This window comes from Streptomyces yamdrokensis, from assembly GCF_053890455.1.
The window spans coordinates 140662-159058 of the sequence record NZ_JBSSMB010000003.1 but is presented as its reverse complement, the minus strand read 5'-3'; the positions used below and the strand labels follow the sequence as shown (position 1 = coordinate 159058).

Annotated in this window: 14 protein-coding genes and 3 pseudogenes; 7 read left to right on the top strand and 10 right to left on the bottom strand. The window is 67.2% G+C overall.

Annotation, left to right across the window (positions count from 1 at the left end; genetic code table 11):
* Window positions 1-1216 precede the first annotated feature (1216 nt).
* Window positions 1217-1399, bottom strand: coding sequence for a hypothetical protein (locus ACWZEH_RS35155; protein ID WP_456200294.1), 183 nt, complete (start codon window positions 1397-1399; stop codon window positions 1217-1219).
* Between the two features lie 295 nt (window positions 1400-1694).
* Here ACWZEH_RS35155 and ACWZEH_RS35150 point away from each other — a divergent pair, with 295 nt between their 5' ends.
* Together ACWZEH_RS35150 and ACWZEH_RS35145 are read left to right on the top strand one after the other, a co-directional pair.
* Window positions 1695-4217, top strand: a complete 2523-nt coding sequence (locus tag ACWZEH_RS35150; RefSeq protein ID WP_456200293.1) for a helicase associated domain-containing protein — start codon at window positions 1695-1697, stop codon at window positions 4215-4217.
* Between the two features lies 1 nt (window position 4218).
* A pseudogene (locus ACWZEH_RS35145) lies at window positions 4219-4606 on the top strand (ATP-grasp domain-containing protein); the annotation flags it as partial.
* A 56-nt stretch (window positions 4607-4662) separates the two neighbouring features.
* On the opposite strand, the gene ACWZEH_RS35140 reads toward ACWZEH_RS35145, so the two are convergent.
* The 8 genes and pseudogenes from ACWZEH_RS35140 to ACWZEH_RS35105 all read right to left on the bottom strand — a co-directional run bounded on the left by ACWZEH_RS35140 (window position 4663) and on the right by ACWZEH_RS35105 (window position 11344).
* Window positions 4663-5043, bottom strand: coding sequence for a hypothetical protein (locus tag ACWZEH_RS35140; protein ID WP_456200292.1), 381 nt, complete (start codon window positions 5041-5043; stop codon window positions 4663-4665).
* 266 nt (window positions 5044-5309) lie between these two features.
* The gene (locus ACWZEH_RS35135) at window positions 5310-5687 is read right to left on the bottom strand and encodes a hypothetical protein (protein ID WP_456200291.1); all 378 of its coding nucleotides are present in this window, start codon (window positions 5685-5687) and stop codon (window positions 5310-5312) included.
* A gap of 219 nt (window positions 5688-5906) precedes the next feature.
* Window positions 5907-6656 (bottom strand): annotated as a pseudogene (locus ACWZEH_RS35130) (IS6 family transposase).
* Complete coding sequence (locus tag ACWZEH_RS35125; RefSeq protein ID WP_456200289.1) at window positions 6656-7186, bottom strand: amino acid permease; 531 nt, start codon at window positions 7184-7186, stop codon at window positions 6656-6658. Before ACWZEH_RS35125 ends, ACWZEH_RS35130 begins: the two are co-directional and overlap by 1 nt.
* Window positions 7187-7243: 57 nt before the next feature.
* A pseudogene (locus ACWZEH_RS35120) lies at window positions 7244-8148 on the bottom strand (ISL3 family transposase); the annotation flags it as partial.
* 133 nt (window positions 8149-8281) lie between these two features.
* Window positions 8282-8662 carry a DUF6009 family protein gene (locus ACWZEH_RS35115; RefSeq protein WP_456200288.1) on the bottom strand — a complete coding sequence of 127 codons (381 nt, stop codon included), beginning with the start codon at window positions 8660-8662 and terminating at the stop codon, window positions 8282-8284.
* A 133-nt stretch (window positions 8663-8795) separates the two neighbouring features.
* Window positions 8796-10343, bottom strand: a complete 1548-nt coding sequence (locus ACWZEH_RS35110; protein WP_456200287.1) for a DNA primase family protein — start codon at window positions 10341-10343, stop codon at window positions 8796-8798.
* Window positions 10340-11344, bottom strand: a complete 1005-nt coding sequence (locus ACWZEH_RS35105; protein ID WP_456200351.1) for a bifunctional DNA primase/polymerase — start codon at window positions 11342-11344, stop codon at window positions 10340-10342. Before ACWZEH_RS35105 ends, ACWZEH_RS35110 begins: the two co-directional genes overlap by 4 nt.
* 1181 nt (window positions 11345-12525) lie before the next feature.
* Here ACWZEH_RS35105 and ACWZEH_RS35100 point away from each other — a divergent pair.
* From ACWZEH_RS35100 to ACWZEH_RS35080, 5 genes are all read left to right on the top strand, one after another.
* Window positions 12526-13374, top strand: a complete 849-nt coding sequence (locus ACWZEH_RS35100; protein ID WP_456193830.1) for an IS5 family transposase — start codon at window positions 12526-12528, stop codon at window positions 13372-13374.
* Window positions 13371-13769, top strand: coding sequence for a hypothetical protein (locus ACWZEH_RS35095; protein ID WP_456193829.1), 399 nt, complete (start codon window positions 13371-13373; stop codon window positions 13767-13769). The genes ACWZEH_RS35100 and ACWZEH_RS35095 overlap by 4 nt, the downstream gene beginning before the upstream one ends.
* Before the next feature lie 285 nt (window positions 13770-14054).
* The gene (locus ACWZEH_RS35090; protein WP_456192207.1) at window positions 14055-14894 is read left to right on the top strand and encodes an IS5 family transposase; all 840 of its coding nucleotides are present in this window, start codon (window positions 14055-14057) and stop codon (window positions 14892-14894) included.
* 302 nt (window positions 14895-15196) lie between these two features.
* Window positions 15197-16360, top strand: coding sequence for a ParA family protein (locus tag ACWZEH_RS35085; RefSeq protein WP_456200285.1), 1164 nt, complete (start codon window positions 15197-15199; stop codon window positions 16358-16360).
* Window positions 16357-17451 (top strand): ParB/RepB/Spo0J family partition protein, encoded by a 1095-nt coding sequence (locus ACWZEH_RS35080; protein ID WP_456200283.1) that lies wholly within the window; start codon window positions 16357-16359, stop codon window positions 17449-17451. Before ACWZEH_RS35085 ends, ACWZEH_RS35080 begins: the two co-directional genes overlap by 4 nt.
* A 399-nt stretch (window positions 17452-17850) precedes the next feature.
* On the opposite strand, the gene ACWZEH_RS35075 is transcribed toward ACWZEH_RS35080, so the two are convergent.
* Window positions 17851-18348 carry a hypothetical protein gene (locus ACWZEH_RS35075; protein ID WP_456200282.1) on the bottom strand — a complete coding sequence of 166 codons (498 nt, stop codon included), beginning with the start codon at window positions 18346-18348 and terminating at the stop codon, window positions 17851-17853.
* Window positions 18349-18397: the final 49 nt, after the last annotated feature.

Below are 18397 nucleotides of genomic sequence, written 5' to 3'. Positions count from 1 at the left end.
GCATGACCGGTTCCTGGTGCTGCTCCTGTCAGGCCTGTGAGTGTTCATGCCGAGCAGACCGGTTAGCCAGCAGAAGACACACCCACACCAGGACATGGCACAAGGACAAGGCGATGCTCGCTCCGCTGGAGCCTTCGATCACCCGCCAAGCCAGGAATCCGAGGGCTATACACAGCATCGGCCAATAGGGCCAGGTCCTCCACCGTGCGCCCGGCATGCTCCATGACGGCGGGGTGCGCGAACTTGAACGTTGCTGCATCGAGGCTCCCTTCTCGGATCCCGTCCGCTTGTGCGGGCTCCTGGCCCGCGAGGGGGTTTTGGTCCAGGTACCGAAAGGCGTCAGGAGACAGGGAGCGGGCCGGCCGAGGTGGTCAGGCAGACGGGCGACCGGTGAAGGCCGGCAGGGTCGTTGTCCTGATCCGGCGGTAGGTTCTAAAGCCGTACGCGGTCAGTCCTGCCCAGATGACGGTACTGGCCAGAGGCCACCACAGATCCCACCCCTGCTCGCCCTGGATAAGACTGCTGACCCAGTTCACCGACCAGCTGACCGCAAGGACAAGCGCCACCCACCTGGCCCACCGCCAGATCCCCATGGTTCCCCGGGCACGCGCTTCCTGTGGGCTCCGCTGGTCCTGCCGCATTCGTGTGCCATCCATACCTATCCGCCTACCCTCTGCCCGTCCCTTGCCTCTCGGCCTTTGAGAGAGGGCCGAAAACGGACGGCCTCACCGGCTTTAGAGATGCACAGAGGCGGTCTGGGGAGGGACTGGCTTGCAGCCAGATGTCGAGGCGCAGAAACACGATGAGACCCGGGTCGGCGGGTGGTGCTGCCTTGCCGGCGGTGGGTCAGGCATCCGCGTGACGTGGTGTAGTCGCCCTCCGTGATGCGGCGTGGTGCGCAGGACGTCGCGAGCCTGCGGCCTGGAGACGCTGCAGCCACAGGGAGGCCGCGAGTAGGAGGCCGCTGAAGACGGCCAGGAGGAGGGCGGACACCCACATCTGCCGGCTTCCGGGCAACTGCCAGCCCGTCCGGGCGGTCAATGCCGCCCACAGCAGGACGCCTCCCATGTAGAAGGCGCGGACCCGGCGCAGCTGCCGCACGGCCCGCAAGGACATGACGCGATCAGTCTTGGATGCCATGCCGGCCCGTATACCCCCGTGCATGCTATTCAACGGAGCGGGTTGATCGGGTTCGTCCTCCGGTTGCCTCTCACTCTTACTGCCGGGTGCGCCCTTCGAAGTCGCGTCGTGCTGCTGCGCCTTGGTCCTCGACCAGTCCCGCGCCGTCGGGGAGGTCCAGGACGGCGCCGCAGTGGTTGCACAGTTTGCCGTCCTCGGCCGGCGTGCCGCACGCCTTGCAGAACCGATTGCCCTCGTCGTTTCCAGTCTTCTGTGTCATGTCTCTCTCCTGCACAGTGGACAGTGATAGGCGGGGAGTACCCCTGGTGTCTGTGCTGATTCTCTACACGTCTGCTTCATTCTGTGCTTGGGATAGGCTCTGGAGCCGGAGAGTTCCATCACCGTGAGTTCTGTGGCCCGCTTGAGGGTGGTCATTTGTGTCCAGCATCGGAGTATGGGGCCGGTACCGCGGTGTAGACGCTGTGGGGCCGGAGTCCCTTTTCAGGTGGTCAGTTGGTTGTGCCTTGGTGTGAGAGGGCTGTCGTCCGGCTTGCAGGAAAGGATGAACTGAAGTGATGGTGAAGGAACTCCGTCCTCATCAGCGAGAAGCCGTGGACGCGGTACTTCGGGCGCTCGAATTTCCTGCAAGATCTACTGTGCCGGAGCGGGGGCTGCGCACTCAGGTGGTCATGGCGACCGGCTCGGGCAAGACTTTGGTGGCCACCCGGAGCGCTGAGGAGCTTCGCGCGGGCCGCGTGCTGGTCCTCGTGCCCTCCCTGGATCTGCTCGTCCAGACGGAAGCCGCGTGGCGCGCGGGAGGTCGCACAGGCCCGATGATCGGGGTCTCGTCCTTGCGGGGTGAGGAGGCGTCCTTCCCGAACACTACGGACGTGGGCGAGCTGGTCGAGTGGGTACGGCCGCTCGACAAAGTCACGGTGTTCGCCACGTACGCCTCCCTCGGGTTCGGCACCCTGGAACGCGCGCACGCCGCCGGTCTTCCGGGGTGGTCGCTGATCGTCGTGGACGAGGCGCACCGGGTTTCGGGCCGGATCGGCAGACCGTGGGCGATCGTCCACGACAACACCCGCATCCCCGCCCTGCGGCGTCTGTACATGACCGCCACGCCCCGGCTGTGGCAGCTCGACGACGACTCCGAGGCTGCGCCAGGCGTGCAGGGTGAGCTGGTGGCCTCGATGGAGGACGATTCGGAGGGGCCGTTCGGGGCGCGCTGCTACACGTTGACGTTGTCCGAGGCGATCGACCGGGGGATCTGCGCGCCGTACCAGGTGGTGTGCCTGGACATCACCGACACCCAGCTCCGGGCGGCACAGCTGCTGGGTGTGGAGGGCCGCTCGGATGAGGTACGCGGGGCGCGCCTGGCAGCCCTGCAGACGGCGCTGGTGAAGGCCGCGGCGGAGGAGGGCTTGCGTAGGACGCTCGTCTTCCACCACCAGGTGAAGGAGGCCGAGGCGTTCGCAGCCGGCCTCCCCCACGTCGCCGGCCGGCTGCATGCCGCCGAGCCGGAGCTGTATCCCAAGACGATCTGGGCCGACTGGTTGTGCGGGGAGCACAAGCCGGGTCACCGGCGCCGTGTCCTGGGCGAGTTCTCCAGGGGAATCACTGCTGAGGGCACGGTCGTGGAGAAGACGTTCCTCGGGTCCGTTCGCGTGCTCGGCGAAGGCGTCGATACATCCCGCTGTGACTCCGTGTACTTCGCGGACGTACGCGGCTCCGTGCCCGACCTTGTCCAGGCCGTCGGCCGGGCCCTGCGGATTCAACCCGGCGAGGGCAAGATCGCCTCCCTCGTGGTGCCCGTCCTGCTCGGCCCCGGCGAGACAGCCGACAGCATGCTCACCTCCCGGGCGTTCGGCGGACTGGCCAAGCTGCTGGAAGCTCTCCGTGCCCACGATGCCCGTGTCGTGGAAGCACTCGCCGAGCAGCAGGCGCGAAGCAGCGTCCGAGGCGTGCGGAGTCGTAGCGGGAGCCAGGAAGGCGAGGGGGTAGAGAGCGACCGGAGCGACCGTCGGCTGTCAGTGCCGGCCTGGGCCCTGCTGAAGTTCTCCACACCGCGCGACCCGACGCAACTGGCCGCGTTCGTCAACCTTCGCGTGATCAACCCCGAGCACGGACACTGGCGGCGCGGCATCGAGGCCGCCGTCATCTACGCCCGCGAGCACGGCGACCTGCGCGTGCCGTTCACGTACCGTGTGCCAGGCCGCGACGACCAGGAGGCTAAAGCTGAGGGGTGGCCGGCCTCGCTCGCCGGGTTTCCCCTTGGGCAATGGATCGCCGATGCCCGCCGCTTCTATGCCCGCGGGGAGATGGACGTCGACCGTGTCGTCCAGCTGGAGAAGTTCGGCATGATCTGGTCGCACTACGACGTCGCCTGGGAAGAAGGACTCGCCGCCGCCCGCGGGTGGGCAGCCAAGCACGGGCACCTGCTGGCACCGACCGGCGCCACGTTCCAGGGCTACCGGGTGGGTATCTGGCTGAAGAACCAGCGGGCCGCCGCCCGGAAAGCGCAGGAGATCGAGCAGCGGCGGGCCGAGGGCCTGCCCGTCACGTCGGCGGCGGGGGCACTGCCGGAGGAACGGCGCGAGCAGCTCGAGGAGATCGACCCGTCGTGGTGCCCGGCCTGGCCTGTGGAGTGGCAGCGGTGCTTTCATCTGGTCCGGTTGCACCTGGAGACCGGCGGCGTGCTGCCGGTGGAGCCGGGCACCGTCGTACACCAGGGCGAAGACCTCGGCCGGTGGGTGCGCTCGGTCCGGCTCGGCTGGGAAAAGCTCACCAGCGTGCAGCAATGGCTGTGCGAGCACATCCTCGGCATCACACCCGCGGCCGAGGACGAGAAGCCCGAGCCTCACCGTTCGCAGGCCGACAAGTGGGCCGTGAACTACGAGGCCGGCAAGCAGTTCTACGAACGCGAGGGACACCTGCGGGTACCGAGGAAGCACACCGAGCGGATCGCCGTCGACGAGGGTCAGGAGCATCGGGAGCTGAAGCTGGGCGCGTGGATCGGGAACCAGCGCAGCAGGGCCGCCACCCTTTCCCCGGAACGCGTGGAACAGCTCTCCGCCATCGGCATGCGCTGGACATAGGTTCACCGCGATGGTGCAGCCGTACATGGCGGGCATCGACGCCTCGAGGGGGGCGGGCGTTGCAGTTCTTCGGGGGGCGGCTGGTGCACGCCGGCCGGAAGGGTGCCGTGCTCGCGTCCGGGACGCCGTACGACGTGCGCAAGCTCGCCCATCCGGGACTGGAGGTCTGGGAGCCCGCCGACGCCGAACTCCGGGTCGCGCAGGCGGCCTTGGACGCCGTACCGGACGGGCTCGGCGAGCCGCTGTACGCGCGTGTCGACCTCGTGGACGGGGAGGACGGGGAGCCGCGGCTGATGGGGCTGGAGCTGGTCGGGTCGCATCTGTTCCTGTCGCTGCGCACCGGGTCGGTGGCGCGGGTGGCGGAGGCGGTGCTGCGGGCGGCCGGGTAGCGGCCCGCGGAGCGGGGACGGCCGCTCCCGCGGTGGGTGCGGGAGCGGCCGGTGGGTCACCAGCAGCGGGAGCTGACGTTGCCCACCTCGTTGCCCTTGAGCAGGCCGCCCCAGATGTAGTTGTCGTCCGAGAGGTACACCCACTTGTTGTGGGTGTAGCCGTTGGCGGAGACCGTGCCGCCCTCGAGCCAGCACACGGCGGTGAGGTTCTGGTTCGCCGCGACGGTGTAGGCGATGCGGTAGCCCGTCGACGGCCCGATCCGCACATTGCCCTGGACCCAGGTGGTGACCGTCTCGAACTCGGCGCTCGCGTTCGTCCGGTCGGCCTGCGGGGCTTCCGCCGCGGAGGCCGGAGACGCCGTACCGGCGGCGGCCATCACGCCCGCCGCTGCCGTGATCATGATCTTGGTCAGCGGGCGTGAACTCGTCCTGTGCATCTTCTGATTCCCCCTGATGGGTTCCGGGAGGCCCTGGGCCGGGCGGTGTCCCTCGTGCGGCCAGCGTCGCCCGCGGTGGGGTGCCGTGCAAGCTTTTCGGGAATCCTCGAAACGTTGCCGCGGCCGTCCGCCGCGGTGGCCAAAAGCCGACGTCCGGGGAACGGCGTCCGGCCGGACGGTGTTGTGCTGGTCGGTGTTGTGCTGGTCGGAGCACGAACGACGCTTCACCTTCACGACGGGGGATCCTGTTGACCGGCAGTCGTCTCTTACTGGGGCCGCTGGACGAGGTGCACGTGGAGGTGGCCCGGACCCCCGGCGCCACCCTCTTCCCCGTACTGCACGAGGTGCTGGGAGGTGTGCGGCACGGGGTGCCGGGGCGGTGGCGGAGCACCGTCGAATCCGCCCTGCCCGCCTCGGCCGACGCTGTCCGCCCCCTGTTCGGGCCCGGACACAGCTGGCTGCCCGACGTACTGGCGCTGACCGGCGACGTGCGCGCCACCCGTATGGAGACCGTGCTGTCCCAGCTGCGGGAGGTCGACCCGGACGACCTCGCGGCCGAGGTGAGCGGGCAGTTCGGTGACGCGGTACCCCAAAGCCGGCAGCGGGTGCTGGACGACCCCGCGCGTTTCCTCGCCGCGTATCACGAGGTGGCCGACGCCGCCTGGCGGCGCCTGGAGCCGCTGTGGGCGCGGGCGGACGCCCTGCTGGGCAAGGAGACCGAGCGGGTGGGTTCCGCCGTGGTCAGCCGGAACCTCGGCGCGGTGCTGACCGGTCTGAGCCCCCGAGTGGGCGCTGTCTTATTGGGTGCGTGGGTCTCTGGCGGCGCGTCGGGGCGTGGTGGGGGCCGGGATCCGGGCCGGTGCTCAGACCGCGGCGGGCTGGCCGGCGGCGCCGGTGGTCTGCTCCCGGATGGCGAAGCGGACGGTCATCCCGGCTCGGTAGCCGGGGGCGGTCATCAGGTGGCGGCGGGGCCGGAAGTGGGGGGAGATGCCGCTGAACGGGGCCGGGAACCACTGGGCTCCGCCGACGCCGCGGAAGCCTTTCATGGCGCGTTCGCGCTGCCGGGTGGGCTGGTGGCTGTTCTCGGCCCGGCTGTTCAGGCCCTTGTGCGAGCGGTGGGCGACCAAGGGCATGACCTCGCGGTGGCCGGCGCCGTAGGAGCGGAACTTGTCGGTGACGATCACCCGGGGCACCGTGCGGGTCGTCTTCAGGAGCTTGCGGAAAAAGCGCCGGGCCGCGGCCTTGGCCCGCCGGTTCTGCACGAGGATGCCAAGGACGGTGCCGTCGGCGTCCACGGCCCGCCACAGGTACTTCAACTCAGCGTCGATCCTCACGAAGACCTCGTCCAGGTGCCACTTGCCGCCCGGCCAGGGCCGTCAGCGGCGCAGGCCGTTCGCGTAGGTCTGCCCGAACTTCGCGCACCGGCGCCGGACCGTCTCATGCGAGACGAGCACGCCGCGCTCGAGCTCCTCGACCTCACGGAAGCTGAGCGGGAACCGGAAGTAAAGCCACACGCAGTGCGCGATGACCTCGACCGGGTACCGGTGCCCCTTGCACGACAGCGACGCGGACGACACGAACGACCCCCTCCCCGGCACAACCAACTCCAACATCATCCCAGGCCGGTCAGCCAACGTGACAAAGCCCTCAGAACGGCCCAGCGCACGGCGCGGCGATAGCTGCAGGCAAGGTCGGCCACCTCGTCGGCCAGGGTGGAGACGTTCTCCCAGCCGAGGAAGGAGAAGAACGCGGTGACCACGCCGGCTCCCACGCCACCCCAGCCGTGGTGGACGAACGGGTCGTAACGGGCGGCCTCCACGTGCGGGACGGCCAGGGCCACCGCCAGGCCGACGCCGGTCGGCAATACCACCAGGCAGATCGCCTGGACCCGCGCCCCCGTGTGCAGACCCAGAGTGTTGAAGAGGACCGAGATCGCCATGAACACGACCGCCACCGCGTACACCGGGCCGTCGGGATGGCCGATCAGGTCCAGGAAATAGCGCGCGGAGATAATACCCATGATCGGGCTGCCGATCACGTAGGCGGTGACCAACAACAACGCGGCGGCATGAGCAGCCCGTTCACCGAAACCGAGACAGACCACGACAGTCAGTCCCAAGGCATCGGAGCGCCAGGCAGACATCTTCAACGAAGAACTTCGTCAAAGGGAGCAGGAAACACCAACCAACACCACCCAGGCGGTGTTCAGGGCCAGTTGCAGGCGGCGGGCGCATTCGAGCAGGCCCACGCCCTGATCCAGCAGGCCGTGGACCTGGTGCCAGCGTTCGAGGGTGGTCTGGGCGCGAGGCCCGTCGTAGATGGGCGCGTCCAGCACGGCGACCCAGCAGGTGCTGTGCGCCTTCACCTCGCTCAGGGCGGCCTCGCACAGGTTGTGCCACAGATGCCACCGGTCGGCGACTTGGACCGCGTCGGGCAGGGCACGGCAGATGGCCTCGGCGTAAGTCGCCGAGGCCATCCCGGCACACGACCTCGACGCCCGGATGTTCGCGCAGCCACGCTTCCAGCGTGTCGGCGGTACGGTCGGGCAGTACGTCGATCCGTTCACAGGTCTCGGCGTCGATGATCACGATGGCGCAACGGTGGTGCCGGCGCAGAGCGAAGTCGTCGACGCCGATCACGCGGGGCGCCCGCCCGGTGGGCAACGGGATGCGCAGCAGGGTGCGCAAGGCCGTGTGACGCGACAGACCCACCGCGAGCACGGCCGGCAAACGTGCCCCGGCCCGCTAACTCCTTGACCACGGCCTTGACCTGCCTGGTCAGACGCGCGGTGCGGCGTTGGTATCGCTCCAGCACTCCGGGCATCTGCTCGCGGAAGGTCTGTCGGCAGCCGCGCGTGGGACACACCGGGCGCCGCACCCGCACACGGACCACCACCCGTCGTCCGTCGACCGGCACGTCGGCCACCGTCCGCAGGTGAAATCCGTGCACCCGTCCCGACGGGGCCCCGCACCCCGGACAGACCGCGGCGTCCTGCGGAGTCCGTGTCCGCACCACGATCCGCTCACCCCCGGCGGCCACATCCTCTATGACCAGCGGAGACAGACCCGAAAACACCGTCCGCACAAGCTCGTCGACATCTTTCACACGAACGTCGACGACCCTCACAACGCCCCCTCACCACCGAATGTGAGACAGGGCCGTTAAATTGACACACCCCTCAATGGAGGCAAAGCGGCAGTGATGCCAGATTGTCCGGGGCGGGGCCAACGCCGGGCCGTCAGGAGGGCACTATCTCGTTTCTGCGCTTGCCTTGGGAGCGGGGCGTCTTTTCCCCTACCCGGCGCGGTTCGATGGTCCGAGGGTCGACCGCCTCTCCCGGCGCTCCCTCCTTGTAGAGGCCCTCGGGCTCGTTCGGCCGGTCGTGCGGGAGAAGGAAGAAGGTGCGGCGCTGGAAGAGGCCACTGTCGGGGTTGGCCTCGGCGTCCTTGTCGAGCTCGGAGTAGCCGACCATGCGTCCGTCGCGGGCGTAGCGGGGCTTCCCGCTACGGCGGGCGCTCTTGTCGAGTGCCTGGCGGACGTAGTCGAGGTCGTCAAGGTCTTCCAGCCACACCACGTTCGCTTCGTGTGAGAGCTGGCCTTCGTGCAGCAGCGAGCTCATGGACGCAGCTCCTTGTCGGTGATGTGGCGGTGCGGGTGGGAGGTGTAGCCGCCCGGTGAAGGCAGCGGGGCGCAAAGGTCTGGGGCGCTTCCATAGTAGGACGGCGTCCAGGTCCCGGGCAGGAGGCCTTCAGTCATGGCCGTCCGCCTGAGGGGGCGTCGGGGCGGGCGATGTCGTCAGGGAGCAGGGCGAGGTTCGGGTAGTACTTCTTGCCACTGGACTTCAGCATCTCCGCGGGGGACGCGAGGCCGACCTCCTGACGGATGCGGCCAGCGAAGGCGCGGGCGGTATCGGCCCGGATGCCCTCCGAACTGCACCAGCCGGTGTAGGTGGCGTAGAGCAGGCCCTGTTCGACACGTAGGTCAGCGGTGTCCCGGCCTTGGCGCATGCAGCACTCGCTGAGGAAGCGGCCGATGTGGTCCTCAGTGGTCTCGTACGCAGCAGTGGCCAGTCGGACGGAGGAAGGTCCGGTAAGGGGGTCCCGGCTGGTGAGATAGCGGATGGCGCCCTGAATGAGCCAGTGCAGGATACCGGGACCCTCTTCCCTGACCAGCTCGCCGGCCAGGTTGTCAATCTTCCGCTCGGCGGGGACCACGCGTTCGAAGGGGATGAGGCGGATACGGCGCCAGAAGGCGTGGCCCCCGGTGCCGACTTCGGGCTGGTGGTTCCCGAGCAGCCAGAGCTTGTGGGTGGGGGTGAAGCTGAAGTAGTCCTGCCGCATGCGGCGGGCTTTGATTTTGTCACCGCCGGTAAGGAGCTTGACCCGCGCTTCGTCGAACTTGTCGTTGGGCTTGAGCTCGCTGCAGACGAAGATGCGGCGGCCGTGGAGCTCGGTCAGTTCCGTCGAATGCTCGGCAAAGTTTCCCTTGTCCATCAGGAAGCCGGGCGGGGCCGCGTCGGCGTAGTCGCCCATCACCTGGATCATGACGTCCAGGAGAACCGACTTGCCGTTGGCTCCCTTGCCCCACAGGAAGGGCAACACCTGGGCGCCGACGTCCCCCGTGATGGAGTACCCGAGCAGCAGGTGCAGGAAGTCGATCATCTCCTGTCCTTTGGCGTCGTCGCCAAAGGTGTCGCCCAGGAAGGCATGCCAACGCGGGGTCGGCATCGCCTGGGGAGCTACGTTGGTGGCACGGGAGTGAAGATCGCGCAGCGGATCGGGCTTGCTCAGACGACCATCGCGCAGGTCGACGACACCGGCGGGCGTGCACAGCACGTACGCGTCGCCGTCAAGGACGTCGGGGCCAAGGCTCAGAGCAGGCGCGGCCTTGGCCTGGTGGAGCAGCGCCTTCATGCCGCTCGTGGACATGGTGCGCCGACGGTGCTGGGCGATCTCTCGGTCGCTGAAGATGCCGCGGGGGTCGGTGGCGGACATCTGCTCGGCCATGTCGCCTGCGGCCCACAACGCGGCCTTCTCGCCCCCCACACGCTTCCACCTGAACTGGTCCCAGCAGTACCAGCCGAGGCCTTCGACGTGGCGGAATTGGTCGCTGTAGAGCTGGGCGAACAGCTTGGCGTTGCCCCGGTCGGTAAGCATGGGCGGCAGCAGAACGGGTGTGTCGGCCGCGGCAGAAGCCTGAGCCTGCTGGGGAGGGACCCATGCGGGGGCGGCGGCCTCGAGGTCGAGCATCTGCTGAGCGGCGGCGGCCGCATCGAAGCGGCTGCTCTCGGCGCTACTCATGCGAGTCCTTTGGGGTGGAACGGGCGGCTGGCGCCTGCGGAAAAGGCTGCGTCGATGATCGTCTCACTGCGGCGTGTCTGGCGGGGACGAGCATAGTGAGCGGCTTCTACCAGCTCTTGGCGGGCTTCGGCCTGATTGAGGTGGCCTGCTCCGACAAGTCCTCCTGCTGTGTAGGCGGCTCGGTTGAGCTTCTCGGTGAAGCCCGTTCCTTCGGCGTGGGCGGCACATTCACGCACGGTCTCGATGAGAGGCTGCAAAAGCGCCTGGGCAGCGCCGGCCCGGGGGCGCCGACTGGTGCTGTACGGGCGCAGGTCGGGAACCGGGGATGTCTGTATGACATGCCCGGTGCGCGTCAGCTCGGCCGCCAGCCAGGCGGGCAGGGAGGCCGGCTCTCGTACGGACCCGAGAGGCGTATAGACGCCGGCGGACGTACGGGTGGCGGGAGCGACGATGTACCCACCATGGGCCCTTACGTCGACCTGCCAGGCCAGGGCAGTCCTAGGACTGGACCCGGTGGACGAGCGGTAGCGGACCCGGGGTTCGGGATTCAGGTACCAGATGTGCAGCCCGCCGGAAGGCGTGCGTACGCGCAGAGTCGTGTCGTCCTGCGCCGGGTCCTGCTGCCGCCGGTAGGCAGCGAGGAGGGCCAGTGTGTCGAAGCCCGAGGCAAGCCCGTCGAGATTCACCTGGTCCGGAATCGGGATACCGGGCAGCAAGCGGTCGCGGTTAGGGATCTGTGCCGCGTGGGCGTCGACGTCCAGGACGACGAGATGCGCCGGCCCACAGGACACACCAACTCCTGCACGGGGCTCCCTGCTCCACCAGGCATCGATACGGGCCAGGTCCGTGGTCGCACTGTGGAAACCGTGGCACCACAGTCCTCGAGCATGGCAGGGACACTCCGAGGGGGCGTGGGAACGGATGCGGCACTGCTCGCAGTTGGCGGCCGGAGTCTTGCGTCCCGGTGCCAGCGGATGGACCGGCCACTGACGGCCTGCCAGCCAGCGGGCGGCATCCGCGGGTCGCGGCGGCTGCGCGGCTTCGAATGAAGCGGTGTCGGCGTGGCGCTGCACTGTCGTCGGTCCGTTCCTCTTGTGTGGCCAGGCTTTGGTCCCTCAATTCGGTCCCGAGCGTTTTGCCTGCTCAGGAGGGGTGTGGCACGGGCTGAGGGACTGAAGGGACTGACTTTCCCTTATAGGCGGCAGAGCCTAGCGCACCCCTTCCCGTCTCCAGGGGAGGCATGAGTACTTATTCCGGAGTGGGTCCCTTCAGTCCCTCGTGCGGCCTGTGAGCGGAAGCAGGAAAGAACCGCCTGCCAGGGCAGGCAGCTGAGGGACCGAAAGTCTGGCAGCGGCAGAGGGACTCTTCGGCACCTTTCGGTCCCTGTCACGTTTCAGCAGGTCAGAGCACCTGCGGGGCCGAAGAGAGGGACTGAAGGGACTCAACTTTCCAGTTATCAGCGCACCAGGATATGTGCAGGTCAGTCTGCGCACGCGTGCATAGGCGCGCGCGCACGCAGCTGGAACAGGAGCCTTCGGTCCCTTCGGTCCCTTCAGCTTTGAGTCGATCGCTCTGACCTGCGCTTTTCCTAAGGGACTGAAACGCGGAGGGACCGAAGGAGTTCAGTCCCTCCGCTTCCCTGGGTCCGCAGCTGAGAAAGCGGCGAGGGTGAGAGGACCGATCACCGAAGCACGGAGGCCCTCACATGGCTGAACCGTTCCCACTGAACCTCTCCCGGAACGACTGGAGAAGCTCGCCAACGCGGTCAGGCTGCGAGCGGCGCTGTACTCGTCGGCCCCCGGGTAGGAGTGCTGCGTATTCTTCCCGGGGGCTGATTGAGGTCACTGGAACGGGTGGCAGACCGTTTCCTGTGCAACCGGAATGGTTTCTTGCCGGTCCTCCCCATGCAGCACCATTCGACCAACTGTGGGGGAGCACTCTCTTGCGTACGCGTTCCGTCCTGGCCGCAGCCGTCACCGCCGGCACCCGCGCTGTCGGGAACCCGTGAACAATTCGATTCGTACGCAGGCATCGGTGCCTCCCCAACCAGGGCACAACCGCTGCCCGGTCTCGCAGTCAGTGGGCGGTTCGTGAGTCTTTGAGTGGTTCTGCTGTCGCCTGATGGTGTGGCGGCAGGACGGAATCCGCCGGTCCACGGGTGCTGATCTGGTGAGGTGACCGGGTGAGTGAACGCAAGTTGTACCCGAGTGACTTATCGGACGAGCAGTGGTCATTGATCGAGCCGGTGATCACCGCGTGGAAGGACCGGCACCGCTCGGTCAGCGGCCACCAGGGCGCCTACGACATGCGGGAGATCGTGAACGCGATCCTCTACCAGGGGCGAACCGGCTGCCAGTGGGCCTATCTCCCGCACGACCTGCCGCCCAAGAGCGCGACCTACTACTACTTCGCCGCCTGGCGGGACGACGGCACCGACCAGGTCATCCATGAACTTCTGCGCTGCCAGGTCCGTGAACGCGCCCGCCGATTAGAGGACCCGACCCTGGTGGTCCTGGACACCCAGAGTGTCCACGTGGCCGCCGGGGTCCCTGCCGCCACGACCGGCCATGATCCGGCCAAGCGGGTGCCCGGCCGCAAACGCGGACTGGCCGTGGACGTCCTCGGCCTGGTCATCGCAGTCGTCGTCCTCGCCGCGAACACCCACGACAACGCCGCGGGCATCCTCCTGCTGGACCAGGTCGCCGAGCACGCCGGCGGAAGCGTCCGCAAAGCCCTGGTCGACCAGGGCTTCAAGAACCAGGTCGTCGCGCACGGCGCCGGCCTGGGCATCGACGTCGAGATCGTCGCACGCGACCCGCAGGTCAAGGGGTTCGTGCCGCAGCCGAAGCGATGGAGGGTCGAGCAGACCTACGGCATCCTGATACTGCACCGCCGCCTGGTCCGCGACTACGAGCACCGCCCTTCCTCCTCCGCCTCGCGCGTCTACTGGGCGATGACCCACGTCATGACCCGCCGCCTCACCGGCGCGAACGCCCCCACCTGGCACGAGGCGAAGGCGGCGGCAGGGTGAACCTCCAGCCCCTGCTCGACGCCCTGGACCTCCAGGAAGACGCCGCCCGGGCCCTGGCCGACGACCTCCGCACGCAGATTGACGGCCTGCAGACCCGGCTGCGGGAGGCCGAGATGCACCTCGAACACCTCGCGATCACCCGCACGACCGTCACCGGCCTCGCCGACCGGCTCCCGAACGTCGCACCGGACCTGCCCGAGCACCCGGACTACCCCCGCATCCTGACCGCCTTCAACCAGACAACCGGACCGCTACGGGCCAAGGACGTCTGCGAAGCCCTGGGCCACGACCTGCTGCCAAAGAACGTCGAAGGCACCCGCGCCAAGCTGAAACGCCTGGTCAAACTCGGGATCCTCACCGAGGCCGACACCGGCAACTTCGCCAGGAAGCAATAGCCGACGCAACCTTGCTCCAACCTCAGCCGGAAATGGACATCACCCCACGAACCGCCCACTCAGAGGGCGTTTATGCAGGTTAAGCCCTAAATGCGGCTCTCGCCCCTGCCCTGCTTTGGGGGCCTTCATCCCGTAGGTGGCGAATGGCGGTCTCCAGGGCGGATGCTCAGCCATCCGTCTCGTTCGCTTCCATGCCTGGAAGTCCGTCTGGTTTGAAGTTGCCGTGGAATCGCCCAATGAACAGCGGAATCGAACATTCCGCCTCGCTCATGATCACGCTACGTCGTGAGCGAGCGCAAGCCGTACCCCAGCGACCTGTCCGACGCCCGATGGGCCCTGATCGAGCCGACGTTGACGGCCTGGAGAAAGGCCCGGCTCGACCGCAGGCCAACCGGGCAGCCGGCCAAAGTCGATTTACGCGACGTCTTCAACGCGATCCTCTACGTGAACCGCACGGGAATCCCCTGGAAATACCTTCCACATGACTTCCCGAACCACGGCACCGTCTATGCCTACTACGCGGCCTGGCGCGACGAAGGAATCTTCGCCCGGCTCAATTACGACCTGACCGGACTGGCCCGCGTGAAGGAAGGGCGCAAGCCTGAACCGACCGCCTCCGTGATCGACACCCAGAGCGTGAAGACTTCCACCAACGTGCCCGTGACCAGCCAGGGAACGGACGCCGCGAAGAAGATCGTCGGTCGGAAGCGCGGCATCCTCACCGACACGATCGGCCTCATCCTCGCCGTTACCGTCACCGCCGCCAGCCTGTCGGAGAACGCCCTGGGAATCCGTCTCCTCGACCAGGCGAAGGAGACGTACCCGACCCTCTCCAAGAGCTGGGTCGACACCGGCTTCAAGAACGCTGTCGTCGAGCACGGCGCCCGCCTCGGAATCGATGTCGAAGTCGTCAACAGGAACCCGGAGACCCGCGGCTTTCAGATCGTAAAAAGGCGCTGGGTGGTCGAGCGGAGTATCGGTTGGCTCATGATGCACCGCCGCCTCGCCCGCGACTACGAGACCCTCACCACCAGCTCCGAGGCCATGATCCACATCGCCTCGATCGGCAACCTCACCAGGCGCATAACGGACGAGACGACACCCACCTGGCGAGGAACGTACTAGGACGTAAACGGCAAGTTGCCCACTTCAAACGCCCTCTCAGAGCCACTGTGCCCTCGGTGCGTATGCGGTACGGCAGCGACGAAGGTGAAGAAGTCGCGATTATCACGCCGTGATAATCCGCCGCATGGCGTCTGCTGTGTGCACCGCGGTGTACATGTCTGCCAGACGACCTCCGCCCTTGCGTGTCCCCGGGCCGGATTATCACGGCGTGATAATCCCCGCGGCGACCCACCAGGGTGAAAGTGGGTCAGAAAGCGTGAACCGGGTACCACCTTGACCTCTCGAGTCAGTAAGGTGACGCCATGGCCTCTCCGTACCCCGAAGGAGACCGGGAAAAGGTGGCGTCCAAGCTGCCCTCGGTGCTCCAACAAACACTCAAGGTCCGCGCCGCCGAACTCACCCTGGACATTCAGGAAGCCGTCGAAGCGGCCATCACCAACTGGCGTGCCACCACCAGCCTCGGCTCCGAAATCGAGACCGCCGGCGCCAAGTCGTTCTCCACCTGGCTCCCCCCGGGCCTCTACGACGACTTCAAGGACACCTGCACCATCCGCGGCATTTCCTACACCCAAGGCCTTGCCCAGTCCATCCGCGACTGGCTCGAGGCCAACCCGTCCCCGCAGGCTGGCACCCAGGTAACCGAACCCGAGCGGAAGATCGTTGGCAACCAGAAGGGCGGCGTCGGCAAGACCGCCGTGTCCGCGGGCATCGCCCAGGCATATGCCGAGGACGGCAAACGAGTCCTCATCGTCGACTTCGACCCCCAGGGGCACCTCAGCGAACAACTCGCCGTCCCTCAGATCGAACCCAACCACGACAGCCTGGTCTCCCACATGTGCGGCGAAGGCGAAGGTGACCTCAGAGACCTCGTGGTGACCATAGAGGACCCGCGATTCCAGAAGCGGCTTCACGTCCTGCCTGCTTGCTTCGACGGATTCCTCCTCGACGCGAAGATCGCCGTCGTCGGCACGCAGAAGCGCGGCTTCCAGAAGGAAGCAGCCCTCGAGATGGCGCTGCGTCCCTTGGAGACCGACTACGACGTCATCATCATTGACTGCCCGCCCAGTCTCGGTATCGCCATGGACGCCGCCCTCTACTACGGCCGCCGCCGCCGCGGAGAACGTGCCGGCGTCTCCGGCGTGATCATCCCTGTTCTCGCCGAAGACTCCTCGCTCACCGCCTACAGCATGCTCGCCCAGCAGATCGACGACCTCTGTGAAGACCTCTCTCTTGAGATCGATCACCTCGGCCTGGTCGTCAACTTGTACGACTCCCGGCGCGGGTACGTCGCGACTTCCACCCTCGACAGCTGGAAGTCAGTAGGAGACCCAAAGGTCTTGGCCGTCATCGGCGACCTGAAGGAGCAACGCGAGGCCGTCCGCAAGAAGATGCCCTTGCTTTCGTACGCCCCGCACAGTGACCAGGCGGAGGCCATGAGGCAGGTAGCGAGGGGAGCCAGCAGGTGAGTAAGGCCGACACATTGGGCCCAGCCCCCACTTTCAGTGCGGTGCGTAGCGCCCGACGAAACGCGATCGACAGGATAGGGGGTAAGGATGCCACCGCGGCCATCACAGAGCTCGCGGTGACCCTAATCAGCGAGAACCCTGACAACCCGCGGAACCATCTCCGCAACCTCGACGAGACCACCGAGTCCGTCCGCGAGGTAGGCATCATTCTGCCCATCGTTGTGGCCACCACGGAGGCCTACCTCCGCGACCGGCCCGACCGCGCCAATGACCTCGACGACGGCGCTCAGTACGTCGTCGTCGACGGGCACCGCCGCCTCGAAGCCTCCCGCCGCGTGGGGCTCGCCACCATCCCGGTCCGTGTCGACAACGCCCGTGTCGCCACCGACGAGTCCCTCCTGGAGGCCGCGTTCGTCGCGAACTACCACCGCGACGACATGACCGACCTCGAAGAGGCGCACGCGCTGAAGCAGCTCGTTGACTACTACGGTTCCCAGACCAAGGCAGCGAAACGGCTCGGTATCCCGCAGGGCACCATCTCCAGCAAGCTGTCCCTGCTCAAGCTCACTCCGGACCTTCAGAAGGACCTGGTGACCGGGGCCCGGAAGGTGGAACACGTCCGCAACCTTGGCAAGCTTTCTCCTGAAGAGCAAAGGGCCAAGGCGAACGAGCGGGCGGAGGCAGCCAGCAGGAAGGCCGAGGCAGCCAGTGGACCGGCCATGGAGCAGCCCTCGGGCCCGGCGGATTATCACGGCGTGATAATCACGGAGTCGGAGCTTGACCCCCAGCCGGCGCCCTCCACAGGACGGAGCCAGCCGGCGCCGGACGGCGCTGCGATTCCCGAACCACGCAATGGACCGGCCCCAGCTTCGGCGCCGCAGCCCACGCCGACCGCCCCGGCCTCAGACTTGGAGCCCGAGGCGAAGCCGACCCGGACGTTCCCTTACGACGATCCGTACATGTCGGCGCAGTTGTGCTGGACGAAGATGGACCGAGAAACGTACCTCGCCCACATCAGGAACGAGATGCGTATGCTGCGTAAGGAACGCCCGGAGGACTTCCAGGAGTTGGCGTCCGATCTGGACCTCTAACCCGACCGACTATGGCCCTGTACCTCCCGAAGCATTGATGGGGGCACAGGGCCGTCGTTGTTTCCTGCCCGGTGCCGAGGTGCCGCTCCGACGGAATGCGCATACTGCGGCAGGGCCAGGCAGGCGATGACGGCGTCGCGGTCGATGTCTGTCGGTGGGGCAGCCGGGAAGCACCCGGTGTGAGCTTGCGCCAGAGCCACAAGAGGTCGGCACATCATGTACGTGGCGATGGCGTCATCCGAGCTCCTGTACCGCGGCCACCGTTCTCAGCCGCGTTGTCGAGTTTGCCGGACGGCATGTGCCATCGGCCGTAGCCGTAGGGGCCGCCCCGCTTGAAATTCTTGGTTGCGTCGTGACCGGGCACAGGGTTTCGGGGGCCAAGGACTGCTGGGTGTTTGCCTAGCCAGCGCTGACTCGGTCGGCGACTGAGAAGTCGGTTTCGCAGTTCGGGCAGGTCGTGTTCCCGAAGACGTAGGTCAGCACGTGGGCGACTTCGTGTTGGCCGTCGGTGAGTGCGATGTCGTGGAGACGCGAGCCGATGCCTTCCAGGCTCCCTGGGCTCGTCGGGCGGAGCGGGTAGGTTTCGACGGCGTCGTCCGAGAGGGCATAGTCCTCGCTGGTGCAGAAGAACCCGCGTTCACCAAGGACGATGAACAGGTTGGTTTCGCATCCGGGGCAGGAGACTTCGTATTCCTCGTTCCCGATTCCCCAAGTCAGGTCCTCGCTCCATCCCGCGACGCCCTCGAAGCCGAGCATGGACTCCAGGAGGTCGACGTACTCGGTGCGGTCGGTCGCGGTTCGGAGATGGCGGTTCACCGATGTCAGCAGGGTCGCGATTTGCGTCGAGTGTTGTGTGCGGACATCGCCGGCTCCGTGAGGCTGCTCGGCGCCCGCCATGATGGCCCCGCCAGGCTCAGGACGTTAACGGCTTGTCCTCGGTCTTCGT

What these genes read in the sequence shown, in the direction of transcription:
- ACWZEH_RS35155 (WP_456200294.1), bottom strand. Translation starts at nt 1,399, where the DNA reads ATGACACAGAAGACTGGAAACGACGAGGGCAATCGGTTCTGCAAGGCG.
- ACWZEH_RS35150 (WP_456200293.1), top strand. Translation starts at nt 1,695, where the DNA reads ATGGTGAAGGAACTCCGTCCTCATCAGCGAGAAGCCGTGGACGCGGTA.
- ACWZEH_RS35140 (WP_456200292.1), bottom strand. Translation starts at nt 5,043, where the DNA reads ATGCACAGGACGAGTTCACGCCCGCTGACCAAGATCATGATCACGGCA.
- ACWZEH_RS35125 (WP_456200289.1), bottom strand. Translation starts at nt 7,186, where the DNA reads ATGTCTGCCTGGCGCTCCGATGCCTTGGGACTGACTGTCGTGGTCTGT.
- ACWZEH_RS35115 (WP_456200288.1), bottom strand. Translation starts at nt 8,662, where the DNA reads ATGAGCTCGCTGCTGCACGAAGGCCAGCTCTCACACGAAGCGAACGTG.
- ACWZEH_RS35110 (WP_456200287.1), bottom strand. Translation starts at nt 10,343, where the DNA reads ATGAGTAGCGCCGAGAGCAGCCGCTTCGATGCGGCCGCCGCCGCTCAG.
- ACWZEH_RS35085 (WP_456200285.1), top strand. Translation starts at nt 15,197, where the DNA reads ATGGCCTCTCCGTACCCCGAAGGAGACCGGGAAAAGGTGGCGTCCAAG.
- ACWZEH_RS35075 (WP_456200282.1), bottom strand. Translation starts at nt 18,348, where the DNA reads ATGGCGGGCGCCGAGCAGCCTCACGGAGCCGGCGATGTCCGCACACAA.